Origin of the sequence: Arenibacter hampyeongensis (genome assembly GCF_002909255.1) — a bacterium.
In the GTDB taxonomy this organism is placed as follows: Bacteria; Bacteroidota; Bacteroidia; order Flavobacteriales; family Flavobacteriaceae; genus Arenibacter; species Arenibacter hampyeongensis.
Genome location: NZ_PIOB01000001.1, coordinates 526,259 through 540,709, shown reverse-complemented (window position 1 = coordinate 540,709; position 14,451 = coordinate 526,259). Strand labels below are relative to the sequence as shown.

The window sequence follows — 14,451 nt, the reverse complement described above, 5'->3', positions numbered from 1 at the left end:
CCCTTGTCCAAATGACCACTATAGTCATCGGTACCGCTCAACAGGGAGGAGTAATCTCATTGGTAGGTCAACGAAATTTTAAAATTTAACCGCGATGTTACTGCCTACTAATAGAATAAAATTAGTAACCTAATATCGAATACCTAGCTTGAGCGACTTCTCAATCGCCCAAAAAAGGCTCATGTCGAAGTGACCACACCAGTCATTTCGAACATCGTGAGAAATCACACTAGTAACTCATCGTAGTTTTAAAAGATAATCGTGAAGCACCATTTTATTCCTAACATAAAATTGAGATTCCAATAATGACAACCATTATGTGCGACTTCTCTTCCAATTGTTATCCGGACTTCCAAAAAAGGCTCATGTCGCGGTGACCACAACAGTCATTTCTAGACCTAACCTCGCGAGAAATCACACTAGTGGCTATTAGTCGTTTTGAAAGCTAATCTTGAAGCAACTATTCCCATGAAAACATAAAATCACGTTTCCAAAAATGAAAACCCAGCTTGTGCGACTTCTCGTCGGCCCCGAAAAGGGACTTTGTCGAAGTGACCACATAAGTCATTTCGAACATCGTGAGAAATCACACTAGTAACTCATCGTAATTTTAAAAGATAATCGTGAATCACCATTTTATTCCTAACATAAAATTGAGATTCCAATAATGACAACCATTATGTGCGACTTCTCTTCCGATTGTTATCCGGACTTCCAAAAAAGGCTCATGTCGAAGTGACCACACAAGTCATTTCGCCCGATAGGGAGAAATCGCACGTATAGCTTAGCCAATATATTAATTGGACATTTAACTTCTCCGCAAGTAATAAAACTGAAAAAACTTATGAAAAAACCGTTGACCACTGGACTCCTCCCAATAAGGGACTCCATCGCATGGAGCATGCCTTACACATTGGAGAATTAAAGCAACTCCTTTAAATCTTCTATGGTATTAATGTTGTATTCCGCTTTGGGTACCTCGCCAAAACCATAATTGGCGTAAACAAATGGTATTCCGTTCCCTACGGCAGCGGTATAATCCCCCATGGTATCCCCAATATAGATTGGTTTGGAAAGTGTATTTCTTTCAATGACCATTTTTACATTTTCGGTCTTGGACTTACCTGTATTTCCTGAACATTCAAAATCTTTAAAATAGGCACCCAAACCATGGTAATCAAAAAAGGCCTCGATATAACCAGCCTGACAATTACTGACTATATACAGATCAAAAATTTTCCCTAAGGTCCGCAAAGTGGCTTCCAATCCTTGGTACAAAACACCTCCAGATTCCTTAATATCATTTACCTCCTGTTTATAGCAACTGTTCATGACCTCGTCTTGCTGCTCTTTGGAAAGATATGGAAACAGTTTTTTTCCTACCAGGTCGTGCTGCATACCCAAAATACCCTGTATATCTTCCCTGGAAATCGGATTTTTAATACAGTCGAACCCATTCAGGGCCGTATGCCACGCCTTGATACTCATGGGCATTGGATTCCAAAGGGTACCATCCAGATCAAAAATGATGTTTTCAATATTGTTCTTTAATCCACTCAGCGCCATTATTTTGAGGTTTAGATTAAACTGGGTCCTATATTAAATTTACTACTTCGCCAGTTTCGGCCGATTTATAGGCCGCATCAACAATGTCCAGTACCATTTGCCCTTCCACAATTCCTGGCACGGGTTGTTGTCTGGTTTTAATACAGTCTACAAAATATTCCATTTGACGGGTATATATTATTTGATCGCAATGATCATCCCTTTTTGGAAGCTCGGGCACCGTGGTTACTGAGCCTTCCCCATCTTTCATTTTTAAAAATGTGGGAAACAGATTGGCATAACCCTTAGTCCCGAACAAGCTTGTACTGGCTTCAGGTCCGTCCATATGGGGATGCCACCATCCACTTTCTATTATACTTTCCGTGCCATTGTCCCATGTAATGACCAAAATACTTGTGTCGTCCACATCATAATCGCCAAATTCTGTAGAAATTCTGGCATATACCTTAGCTGGTTTGGGATCACCCAAAATATACCTTACAGCGTCTATAGCATGTACCCCCATATCCGCCAAGGCTCCTCCACCTGCCAGTTCCTTTTTGGTAAACCAGCCGGAGGGGCCCCAATTTTCATGTATCCCATAGCCTTTGGTCTTAAAAACTTTCCCTAGAGTTCCAGAATCTACGGTATCCCTGATATAACGGGTATCTACATCAAAACGCCACATATGCCCCACCATCACCAATTGGTTATACTTTTTAGCTACCTCAGCTATTTGCCTACCTTCATCACCGCTGATTCCCATAGGCTTTTCAAGAAAAACATCTTTGCCATTTTGTAAGAACCTTATGGCATAAGGGGCATGAAATTGGTTTGGGGTACTAATAATTACGGCATCCAAATCCTCTCTGTTGACAAGGGATGAAATATCGTTCAGCGCCTCTTTGATGTTGTACTTAAGGGCAAACTTTTTGGCATTTTCCAGGTTTTTTGACACTACGGCCACTATTTCAACATTGGACAGTGTTTGAAGTCCGCGGGCATGATAATCAGATATAAATCCTGCACCAATAAGGGCTATTTTTATTTTTTCCATTTTTTGAATTACTAATATTATTTTGGTTCCACGGATGGAGCTGAATTGAATTTGTCAAAGGCCTCAAGCATTTTAGATAAACGATCTGTCAAAATAAAATTGACCCCTGCATCCAATAATTCCTTCACGCGACCTTCTTCTTCGGAATGAAAATAATTAATTCGAATCCCATTTTCCTTTAGTTTCGTCAAATCTGCTGGCAAATTTTCATCGTCGCGACTACTTTTCAACTGAAGAAATGCAAAGCCATTTTCTATGGTTCCATTAACATACTCGGTTCTACTGGATAATCGCTCCATGTTGCACATCATAATGTTTGAATTTACCCGTCTTACCCCTTTGGATGCCTCATTATTACAAGCAATAACAGCCTGATGGATTCTATTGGCGGCTATCACAGCTTCTGCCGTTGCGGCTCCCAAACGTTCATTCCCCTTTAGATGGATATTAAGCCAGATATTTTTTGGCATTATATCCAGTGCTTCCTTTAAAGTAGGTACCCTTTCCCTCTTAAACTTTCTGGATTTCCATTTACCCGCGTCCAGTCTTTTAATTTTTCTCAGGCTAAGATTCCCCACCAGCCCCCGGCCATTAGTGGTCCTGTTGACCTTTTCATCGTGCATAATCACCAATTGATTGTCCTTGGTCATCTGGACATCAAATTCGATCATTTGCGCTCCCAATCGAATTGCCTCGGTAAACGCCGCCAAAGTATTCTCTGGGTGGGTTTCGTTGGCACCCCTATGGGCACAAATACCATTTTGCGGTAAACTATTATTTTCCAGGTCAATCGAGGAACCTTGGGATAAAACAAGGTTGGACCAGGTGAAAAGAATAAGAAGACCTATAGGTAATTTCATTATTTTAATCTAATGTTTTCTGAAAAATTGAATCTGCCTTAAGGCTATTAAATATGCTTAATCCATCAATTCTCCCGCATGGGCATAAACCTTTTCTATCGCCCTGGCAACCATTTCCATATCCGCCTTTGACCCCATCAACACCTTGTGGTGCAAACAGACCGATTCTTCCTTAAAAATACGTTCACAAACCGGTAATGAAAATCTTTTTGGGTCAATGGCCTTCCAATAGGCATCGTTTAATTTGTGTCTTGAAGGTTTTGTATGCGGCACATATAATGAGCAATTATTTAAAGGCTCATAACAAGCATCTACAATTATTCCCAATTCAGCTTCGAGAGCAGCTCTAAACTTCTCTACAGGCAAATTTTTAAACTTACTTGAATCGTATCGAAAAGCAAAATTGAAATAAGCCTTTTTTGTTTCCCTTTCATCTCTTTTTAAAGGTGTCACCCCTTCAATTTCCTTCAGAAGCGTATTTAAATAAGCTCCATTGGCATCTCTAGTTGCATTTTGTTCTGGCAACCTTTTTAAGCCCTCTACCAATATGGCTGCTTGAAATTCGGTAATTCGATAGTTCCCAGACTGAATAAAATTGCCGTCATCACCATAATCACCTATCCCTTTGTCCGCTCCTATAAGCGAATCACCCTCAGGTCTTCGTCCAACATTTCTCAGGGCATCCAATTTCTCGGCCAAATCAGTGTCATTGGTAGTAACGGATCCACCTTCCCCAGCTGTTAAATGTTTTGATAATTGAAAACTAAAACTACCGACATTGCCGATACTTCCTGCCTTTTTACCTTTCCATTCCCCACCGTGCTTATGGGCACAATCCTCAATGACATAGAGATTATGTTTTTTGGCAATGGCCATGATTGCATCCATATCCGCAAATGCACCGTACAGATGTACCGGGATAATGGCTTTGGTTCTTGGAGTTATGGCCTTTTCAATTTCTTTTGGATCTATACACCAGGTATCCTCACAAATATCTACCAATATAGGAGTGGCATTTACGTCGATTACGGTGGCGGCAGTGGCTTGCCAAGTGAGGCCAGGGACAATAACCTCATCACCCACACCTATACCCAAGGCTTCCATTGCAATTTGCAAGGTTATGGTACCGTTAACAGCACAAATAGCATGTTTAACTCCAGTATATTCCGCAAATAATTTATTAAATTCCATTTCCTTTGGTCCATTATAGGACCATACTCCACTGTTAAGAACCTCGATCAAGGCAACTTCCTCCTCTTTCCCCCATACCGGCCATTTTGGCCATGGGCTTTTATTGGTATCCCGACTAGCTAAGCCTCCATTTATTGCTAATTTTTTCATTTTTTAAAGGTTGTTATAGAATGAATTCGTTTATAATTTTTCAGGGTCCAATACCACATGTTTTACGGTCTTTCTATTCCATGTATACACAATATGTATCATTCCGTCTGGGGTTTGAATCAAGGTAGGGTATGAATATTCCTCTCCCTTTTTATCGGTTTTGGCCGTTAGTGGCTCCAAATCCAACACTCTTTCCCAGGTCTTTCCGTTTATGGAAACGCCCACGCTCAAAGGAACCCTGTCCTCAGATTCTATTGTGGTCGGATTGTAGATAACTAAATGCCTTCCATCTTTCATAGTAATGGCATCTATTCCCGAGTCAGGATTGGGAAGTGCTGTAGCTGTCATTTCACTCCAAGTCAGTCCTCCGTCATAAGACCAATTTTCCCCAATAACACCCTGATAGGTTCTACTTAATAATTGGATGGTATCATTACCATGGTCCAAGATCGCCGGTTGTATGGCCTTAAATGTTTTACCATCGTTCAAAGGCGCAGTTTTTGTCCATGTTTTGCCAAAATCTACGCTCCTTTCCAAATAAATCTTATTGCCCTCTGTTTCACTCTCCGTACTTGAAGGAGATAAAATATCCCCATTGGACAAAGTAACGGGCCTATTCTTTATAGGACCTAAAATACCTTCGGCCAATCTGATTGGGGCAGACCAACTAAGACCATCATCCTCGGAGGTTTTATACATTCCCCACCAATACAATGGATCAGGCCCTACTTTGTAATAGAGAATCAATGGTTTGTTTTTAGGCTTAAATAGTACCGGATTCCAAGATGGATACCTAACTCCATCCTCCTCTACGCCATCGGCCACTTCAACCGGGGTTGTCCAAATGCCATTCTTTTTTCTAGAAACCCAAATGCCAACATCATTGTTTTTTTCTTCTGTTCCCCCAAACCAGGAAGCAACCAGTGTTCCATTGCTGAATTCAATGGTTGGCGCATGGCATTGGGGTGTTAGCCCATGGCCTATTTCATAAATGTAATCTTCAACTACAATTGCAGGGTGCCTGGCTGTTGTTTCCAATTTGCTTTCCTTAGCCTTTTCCTTACAGGACCAACCTGATATTAGAAGGGTACAGGCAAGCACATATTTTGTCCAAATTAGCATAATAACAATTATTAAAAATTAAGTAATCCAAACTAGGAAATGGGCAATTAATAGGGGCTATTATATATTCCAGCCTTCCACCTTTAGATCGGCGGCCGAAGTCCCTTTAAAATTAGCACAAACCATACGTTCTTCCCCAGGAAGTAAATTAATAAAATTATCCTCCCAGAATATAGGGAGTATAAGTTCCCCGCTCTTTTTATCCACCACTTTTAGGTTGATCAAGAACGCTATATGTTCGCTGTTGTTCTTAAGTTCCACCTTAATATTTTGATGTTCTCCATCCTGATCAAAATAATGTGACTCTTCCAACTTGATCTTGGGCAGCTCATTCAACTGCTTAAAGTCTGCATATTCCTTACTAGGGGTGTGAAACGCAAATGGTCCCAAATCGGCCTCATAATCCAAAACCTCTTCTTTTGTGGAGAGCCAATAAAAATTATTGCTGATTTCGACGCCTTTCTTATCCAACAAACGTAGATCTACAAAATAGGTAGTTGTTAGACCTTTCAATTTATTCAATGCCATGATAGATTTGGAAGAATCCCGTTCCATATCAAAGGCGACCTTTGATTCAAGGAGTATCTCCGATTCTATGGAATAAACCCGAATATGGGCCGTCAAATTTTCTATTGGACTTATATGGTCATTAACGGCATAAATATGTTTATCCCCATAATTATATATCAGGCTTAAAGGCAAACAGGCCTTTTGGGTAGCATATAATGCCGCTGTAGGATTTAAATAATAATCATACAATTGCCAATACATCTTTGGCCAAGCCGCGTTCAACATCCATTGGATTATGCCTGTTGATCTCTCTTTGTAAACCTGAAAAGCTTCGAACATTGGGCGCATAAGCTCAAAGTTCATAGCCTGTGCCTTTTTATCGAACTCTTCCAAAGAACTTGGCGTACCATATTTTTCTTCAATGGCCTTGGTAAATCTACTAATATCCGCAAATTCATACCGCCCACAATGATAGTTCCAAGCCTCCCCAATAGGCCATAATTGCTCCTCGGGAATCATCTTTTTTAAACTTTCCAATTGGGGGACTTGAGCTCCAGGGCCAGTTTCGGTATTAAAACCATAGGCTCCACCAAATTTGGTATCCGTAAACCAGTATACCGGTGCAGTATAGGCATAGGGGCCCAACATCTTTACTCCGGATGAACCACTTATCTCACTAATGACATCTTCACTCCCTATAACATGCTGGTCACTGCCAACACCACCTGTAGAATTTAAATAGGGTCTTGTGGGATCATATTTGGCGAAGGAATCTATATATTTTTGCTCCAATTCTGTAATGGGAACTTTGTCACTGGCAACTGTCCAGACAAAGATGCTGGGATGGTTGCGCAACCACACCACCTGATCCTCCCAGGCTTGGGCAACGTGCGCTATATCCTTGGGCTTATACACGCCTCCAAAACGTTCATTTACAGGGACGCCCATATGGATTTCATGTTCCCAATGACAGCTCCATCCTACCATTAACAAGATTCCATGTTCATCACATAGGTCGTACAGTTTATGGTCTTTCCCCCAAAAACCTTCCAAACGAATACAATTGAGATTCATTTGTTTTACGTACTTCACCTGTGCTTCAATGCTTTCATCTGTATCCATCAAAAGCATATCATCTGTCCAACCGCCACCTTTGATCAATACCTTTTGACCGTTTACTTTATAACCACGATGAATATCATTTAACCAATAATCCTCAATTTGGCGGATTCCAAATCTCACTTGGGACCCATCCAAAATCGCATCTTTGGCCACAAATTTTAAATCCAAATCATATAGGTCAGGATTACCCAAATGAATAGGCCACCAAAGTTTTGGCTCCTTAAAACTAAGTTCCGAAAACTCTTGGCTTGTAAAGACGACCAGCTTCCTCTCCTTGGGGGAAAGGCTTATTTTTTTCCTAAATACTACGGCCCCTATGGTTCCGATAAGATCTCCTGAAATAGTAGAATCTGAATGGTTAACCAATTCCGTTGAAACGGTTAGATCGGCTTCTTTTAAAGTTTCAAGATTTACTTTGGTCTGTACGAATGGTTTTTCAATATGTACCCCACCATGAAGATGCAAGGTTACGGGTCTAAAAACACCCATATCCCCATCTGGAGGGGCGGGGTTCCAATCTACAAAGCCTATACTAAAATCGCCTGGTTTGGGAGGAACTACCTCAATGGCCAGAAGGTTGATTCCTCTGACAAGGTATTTACTTACATCAAAAGCTGTTATGCGAAAAGCCCCGTCTATAGCCGTGGAATCCGCTACAAGCTTGCCATTCAACCATACATTGGCCTTATAATTAATGCCATCAAAAGTTAAACTTGCAAAATTATCAGCTTGGTCCTGAGAAAGTTCAAAATTAGTGGCATACCACCATGGCACTTTAAACAATTCGGTTGGGATCGACTTCAGATTTTCCCCAAAATAGGGATCTTCATAAACCTTATTCGCTACCAAAGTGCTCAAAACGGTAGATGGAACTTTAGCGGTTAACCAATTATTGGAAATTGAGGACTTGGTAGAAATTTCATCCCCTTTTTCCGACACTTTACTTGAACTCTGGATTCTCCAATTATCCGATAATGCTATTTTGACGGATCTATGCATTCTATATATTTTATTATTCCTTCTTTGCTTTTAATTTCTTGATGGTGCTTTTTGCCTTCCACATCATTCCTCCTCCGATAGATATAAGTATCAAGCCAGCAACCATATCGGTCATATGTTCAACAAAGGTTTCGGTGAAAATCATAGCAAAAAGTACAATAACCCCAAATGTTATTATGAAAAACCCTAGGGCGTTATTAATTTGGGCGGCCTTTATCCCCGCATTTATTTCATTTGTTTCCATATTTTTAGGATTAAAGGGTTAAAAATGATAATAGATAGATGCCAATATGGCCAGAACACTAATAGACCATAGTTTTAAATTGTTCCACCAATGACGATCTTCCTTTGCTATACCCTCGTAAATATACTCTGTGGGCAGCAATAGCACCAAAAGGCCTATTACTCCATACAAAGAAAGAAATACCATTTTTGCAGTTTCTTGCGAAACACCGGAAAGCCAGTCAAAATTGAACATATTACACGTTTTTATTTTTTACCAATATTTTAGAACTAAACACCAATCCCTTAAGTTGTTCCTCGGTATGTTTTTTCGTCATCAGACTAACCGATACATTTATAATAACACCCAATAGAAAAGACCACCATGAAATATAAAGAAAAGGATCTTCTATGGTGAAGAACTGCTCTTTAAATACATTTAAGTAAACGGCAAATCCAATTCCTATGACCAATGCGGAAAGTCCGCCCCATTCGGTAGTTCTTTTCCAGAAAATCCCCAAAAGTAGAATGGCGAATATCGGCCCTTGGAAATAGGACATAAAGGTTTGTATGGCCACATAAATACCAGGGAAATCGCTACTAATGGGAGAGGTAGCCACTCCAATAACCAATAAAACCAAGGTAGTGATCTGTCCAACTTTTAAATAATGCTTATCATCCGCACCTTTTTTAATAAAGGGTTCATATATATCCTTGGTAAATAAGGTAGCCGTGGAATTTAATAATGAATCCACACTGGACATTAGCCCGGCGAAAAAGGCAGCGAACATAAGTCCGACCAAACCTGGAGGCAGAATGGATTTGATCATCATTGGCAGTGCTTGATCACCATCTAACAATCCAGGGTGAACTACTACTGCCATAAGGCCAGGGAACAATACCAAAATAGGAATAAACATTTTTAAGGCAGAACCAAATATCATACTGGCTTTTGCGTGCCACTCGTTCTTGGCGGTAAGGCAGCGCTGAACAATAGACTGGTTGCCTATCATATAAGCATTGGCCATAACGAAGGTTAGACCAAATAAAATTCCTGTCCATGGAAAGGGCGATTTCGTATTCTGTGGTTGAATGATGTCGAAATGGTTCCTATACTCAGGTCCCATTGTTGCGATTTTATCTACCATATTATCCCAACCTCCAACTTCGTAAAGACTAAGGAAAACTAGGGCAAAACCACCTATGAACATTATAATGAATTGCACTACATCGGTCATTATTACTGCGGTAATCCCACCAAAATAAGTATATAGCCCAACTACACCGGCAGTGGAAATAATAGAAATCCAAATGGGCCAACCCATAAGTACATTTAAGAGTACCGCACTGGCCCAAAAAAGTACACCCAAATCCAATGCAAAAAACAAAATCCAGGTTACCGAAGCTATGGTTCTTACCTTTTGGTTATATCTTCTACCCAGATATTCAGGTATAGTATACATACCCCCACGCCAGAAATAAGGAATAAAAATAAATGCCGCCAATAACATGGCCGGAACAGAACCTACCCAATCAAAGTTGCCGACAGAAATACCATATCGATATGCTTGTCCGGACACGCCTACAAAATCCAAGGCTCCTATATCCGATACCACGATAGACATCCCAATGGCCCAAAAGGGCAGGCTTTTACCTCCTAGAAAATAATCTTCGGAGCTATTGACAAATTTTTTAAAATATAGCCCTAGTAACAACATTCCTATTATATATGCTATTACTATAAAATAATCTATCCCTGCTAGCATTGTTTGGTATTTTGATTAATTACCTACAAATTAAATTCAAATAGAGGTGATTGATTAAGTAAATCTTATTGTCTTTACATGGTATATTACCATAAGTACTAGTTTTTTAACTTATTTAATGATTATTAAGTTAAAATTATAGCAGTTTGTGTAAATTATGAAATACCACTCCATTAATATTGGTATGAATAACATATACTATTATAGGTAATATCCTTACCAATAAAAACGATAAAAACCGTCTCATTTCTTCAGGTTCCAAAAAGGGTCCTTTTTAGGTTTAAGAAATATTCTTGCTTAAAATCAATCATATCTTAACCTAAAATTTTCAATATCTTAATATTTAATACATTAGGGTTAAGATTTAATAGGTATCTAATAAAATACCATGCTTTTTGCCGATAATTTTACAATAGATTTGTTAACGAAATGCTAATTACTCAACCAATTAATAAAAATGAATATGAAAAAAAGAAGTTTTAAGTTTTTGACTTTCCTTTTGTTCAGTATGGTTTCAGGAATCATGTTGGCACAACAAGGAGTAACGGGAGTCGTCAGTAGTGATGATGGCGAATTGCTCCCAGGGGTATCCGTGGTGGTTAAAGGAACTACTACTGGTGTAACCTCGGATTTTGATGGAATTTACAGTATTACTGTTCCTAACAGTAGTGCTGTTTTAGTATTTTCCTATTTGGGAATGGAAACTAAAGAAGTAGCGGTAGGCAATCAAACCACCCTCAACGTAACTATGGCAGCATCTTCCGAACAATTGGACGAAGTAGTCGTAACGGCACTTGGTATTACTAGGGAAAAGAAATCTCTAGGGTATTCTGTCAGCGAGGTAGGTGGTGATGCTTTGGACAATGTGCCACAAGAGAACGTTTTAAACGCTCTTTCCGGTAAAGTGTCTGGGGTGAATATAAACTCTACTGGTGGTGCAGGTTCAACTGTAAACATTAATGTTAGGGGTGCAGCTTCACTATCCAGTGACAACCAACCATTATTTGTAATCGATGGTTCTCCTGTTATCAATACAGCTAACAACATTACAGAGATAGGTAGAGATAATAAAGTGGATTATGGAAATGCTATTTCAGATATCAATGCAGACGATATTGCCAGTGTTACTGTTCTAAAAGGTGCCAGTGCAGCAGCACTTTATGGCTCTAGGGCTGGTAACGGGGTTATATTAATTACAACCAAGTCTGGAAAATCAAAAAAAGGAATGGGAGTAACTATTAATTCCAGTACTGTTTTTGATATTCCTAGTCGTTTCTTAGATACTCATAGAAGGTTTGCCACAGGTTCCAGACCTTATACCGAAGATAATTTCCCAACAAATTCCTATGGTGCAATTGTCATCGGCGAAACTGCTTCAGCATGGGCAGGTCCCGAACTGGACAAAGGCATCATGGCAATCCAATGGCCTTATAGTGCTTCTGAAATTGCTAGTGGTGTTCCTGTTGCAAGGGAATTGAAGTCGTACAACAATCCAAAGAATTTCTTTCAAACGGCCGTTACAACAACCAATAACATTTCTATCCAGGATAGTAATGAAAAAATTAATTACAGGTTGTCCTATTCGGATTTAAAGAACAAGGGAAACATCCCAAATACAGATTTAAACAAACATAGCATCAGTTTAAATTCATCATTAAAGTTAAATGAGAAATTTACGGTTAGTACTAGTCTTAACTATACAAAATCTGGTGCGGACAACAGACCTGTTGGTAACCGTGGTGCTAACGCAATGCAGGCTGTTTACGAATTGAACCCGCATATAGATGTGCGCCAAATGAAGGATTATTGGTTGCCAGGATACGAAGGCATCTTTCAAAATTCACCTTATAACTTTGGGGACGATCCTACAGAGACTGAGTGGAACAACCCTTATTTCTTAGCTTACGAGAATAACAATGGTTTTGAAAGAAACAGGTTTTATGGCAATGTAAAAGGAGAATACAAAATCACCGATGATCTAACGGGTATGGTTCGTTACAACATGGATGAAATTAACGAAGTACGGGAAACCAAATTGTCTAAAGGTTATACCGGAGACATGAATGGTGCCTACGGGATCAATAAAATTTTCGCAAACGAAACTAACATCGATTTCTTATTAACGTATGCCAAAAGACTGGATGGATGGGATTTCTCTATATCTGGTGGTGGTAACAAAAGAGTTATAAAAGGAAACAATTTGTTAAATTCCACAATAAGCAGGGGATCTGGCCTTTTAACACCAGGTTTGTTCACCTTGTCCAATATTGCTAACGACAATTTAGTTTACTCTTATAGTACTTCCGAAAAACAAGTAAACAGCTTGTACGGAATGGCAAGTATTGGTATTAAAGATATGTTCTATGTAGACGTTACAGGTAGAAATGACTGGTCTAGCACCTTGCCAGATAATAACAATTCCTATTTTTACCCTTCTGTATCTACTAGTTTATTGGTTAATAGGCTTCTTGGCTTTGGCAATGGAGTATCCTTATTTAAGCTTCGTGCAGGTTATGCTGAAGTAGGTAACGATACCGGGGCATACAACCTACAACCCACTTTAAGCGGTGGAACTTCATGGGGATCAGGATCTTTGTTGTCTGTGGGTTCTACACTACTTAACCCAGATTTAAAACCAGAAAGTATTACATCTTGGGAAGTAGGAACAGATTTGGCCTTCTTTAACAATAGGCTAAGTATGGATTTCACTTATTACTCTGCAGATAACGAAAATCAAATTTTTGGAATTGCCCTTCCTATCTCTTCAGGATACAGCTCTAAAAACACCAATGCCGGTCTATTGACAAGTACTGGTATAGAGGCTGGTTTAAACGCCAACATAATAAATAGCAACGATTGGCGTTGGGATATGGGCTTCGTATTTAACAGAAACCGAACCAAAGTGGTTGAATTGGCTGAAGGTATGAATTCCATCCAGTTTTGGACTGATGCCCGGGGTGGTGCTATAACTTGGGTTGGTGAAGAAATAGGAAATATTTTTGATGCCGCTCTAGTGCGTGTTGATGATCCCAGCTCTCCCTACCATGGTTGGCCAATTATTGACGATTCTGGTTTTGAAAACAGTGACCGTACTAGGGAAGATGCAGACGGAAACAGAGTTGCCCCGATTATTGGAAACTTTAACCCAGATTTCACATTGGGTATGACAACATCTGCATCCTATAAGAACTGGAGCATCTCCATGAATTTTGACTGGAGAAAAGGCGGACAGTTTGTTTCGCAAACTCACAGATACGGGGAATCCGATTTACATACCCAGCGATGGATCGATAAATTGCATAATTTTAATGACATTACGGATGTTCCTACCTATTTAAGAGACAATGCAGACCAATTCTTATCAGAAAATGGTGAATTCTATGTATTGGTAGGTGGACCTACAGCTGCCGATGGCGGGTATCCATTAACTGAAGGTGGAATTACATTGAACGATGGTGTATTTATGCCAGGGGTACAAGGCGATTATGACGATAATGGCAACTTTATAGCAACAGCCGAAAACTTAGGTGGTCCTGAAACAGTAATTACAAGATACCAAGATCACTACGGATGGGACTTTACAAGAAATGCAACTTTTGATTCTGATTTCTTAAAATTAAGGGAAATTTCACTTACTTATTCCGTGCCAAGTAAACATATTAAGCAAATAGGACTTCAAAATCTAAATATCTCTTTATTTAGCCGAAATATTATCCTATGGACCAAGGCCGATATAGGAATCGACCCTGAGATGGCTTTCCAGCACGAATCAAGTACACAAGGAGGAAGTGGTATCCAATTTAAGCAAGGTATTGAGCGCTTTAACATAAGTCCATTTACCATTCCAATAGGTTTCAAACTTAACGTAAGTTTCTAATTAGGCACTTTAAACAAAAAACAAAAAATC

At 39.5% G+C, this 14,451-nt stretch carries 10 protein-coding genes; 1 reads left to right on the top strand and 9 read right to left on the bottom strand.

The genetic code is table 11. The annotated features are described in order from the left end of the window. Nucleotides 1-921 precede the first annotated feature (921 nt). The 9 genes from CWD91_RS02150 to CWD91_RS02110 are packed head-to-tail and all read right to left on the bottom strand — an operon-like array spanning nt 922 to nt 10,544. Nucleotides 922-1,566 (bottom strand): HAD family hydrolase, encoded by a 645-nt coding sequence (locus tag CWD91_RS02150; RefSeq protein ID WP_103439292.1) that lies wholly within the window; start codon nt 1,564-1,566, stop codon nt 922-924. 28 nt (nt 1,567-1,594) lie between these two features. Continuing rightward, a complete protein-coding gene (locus CWD91_RS02145) occupies nt 1,595-2,602 on the bottom strand; it encodes a Gfo/Idh/MocA family protein (RefSeq protein ID WP_103439291.1) in 1,008 nt (335 codons plus the stop codon). 17 nt (nt 2,603-2,619) lie between these two features. Beyond that, the gene (locus CWD91_RS02140; RefSeq protein WP_103439290.1) at nt 2,620-3,462 is read right to left on the bottom strand and encodes a glycerophosphodiester phosphodiesterase; all 843 of its coding nucleotides are present in this window, start codon (nt 3,460-3,462) and stop codon (nt 2,620-2,622) included. Between the two features lie 57 nt (nt 3,463-3,519). Beyond that, nucleotides 3,520-4,803: a DegT/DnrJ/EryC1/StrS family aminotransferase gene (locus CWD91_RS02135; protein WP_103439289.1), complete on the bottom strand. Its 1,284-nt coding sequence runs from the start codon at nt 4,801-4,803 to the stop codon at nt 3,520-3,522. A gap of 30 nt (nt 4,804-4,833) precedes the next feature. After that, a complete protein-coding gene (locus CWD91_RS02130; protein ID WP_103439288.1) occupies nt 4,834-5,925 on the bottom strand; it encodes a sialidase family protein in 1,092 nt (363 codons plus the stop codon). A 60-nt stretch (nt 5,926-5,985) separates the two neighbouring features. Beyond that, a complete protein-coding gene (locus CWD91_RS02125) occupies nt 5,986-8,556 on the bottom strand; it encodes a glycoside hydrolase family 2 protein (protein ID WP_103439287.1) in 2,571 nt (856 codons plus the stop codon). Between the two features lie 13 nt (nt 8,557-8,569). After that, nucleotides 8,570-8,800 carry a hypothetical protein gene (locus tag CWD91_RS02120; protein WP_103439286.1) on the bottom strand — a complete coding sequence of 77 codons (231 nt, stop codon included), beginning with the start codon at nt 8,798-8,800 and terminating at the stop codon, nt 8,570-8,572. Between the two features lie 18 nt (nt 8,801-8,818). After that, entirely contained in the window at nt 8,819-9,034 is a 216-nt protein-coding gene (locus tag CWD91_RS02115) for a hypothetical protein (RefSeq protein WP_103439285.1), read from the bottom strand. 1 nt (nt 9,035) lies between these two features. Further along, a complete protein-coding gene (locus CWD91_RS02110; protein WP_103439284.1) occupies nt 9,036-10,544 on the bottom strand; it encodes a sodium:solute symporter family protein in 1,509 nt (502 codons plus the stop codon). A gap of 463 nt (nt 10,545-11,007) precedes the next feature. Here CWD91_RS02110 and CWD91_RS02105 point away from each other — a divergent pair, with 463 nt between their 5' ends. Next, a complete protein-coding gene (locus CWD91_RS02105) occupies nt 11,008-14,421 on the top strand; it encodes a SusC/RagA family TonB-linked outer membrane protein (RefSeq protein ID WP_205164590.1) in 3,414 nt (1,137 codons plus the stop codon). The last annotated feature ends 30 nt before the right edge of the window (nt 14,422-14,451 follow it).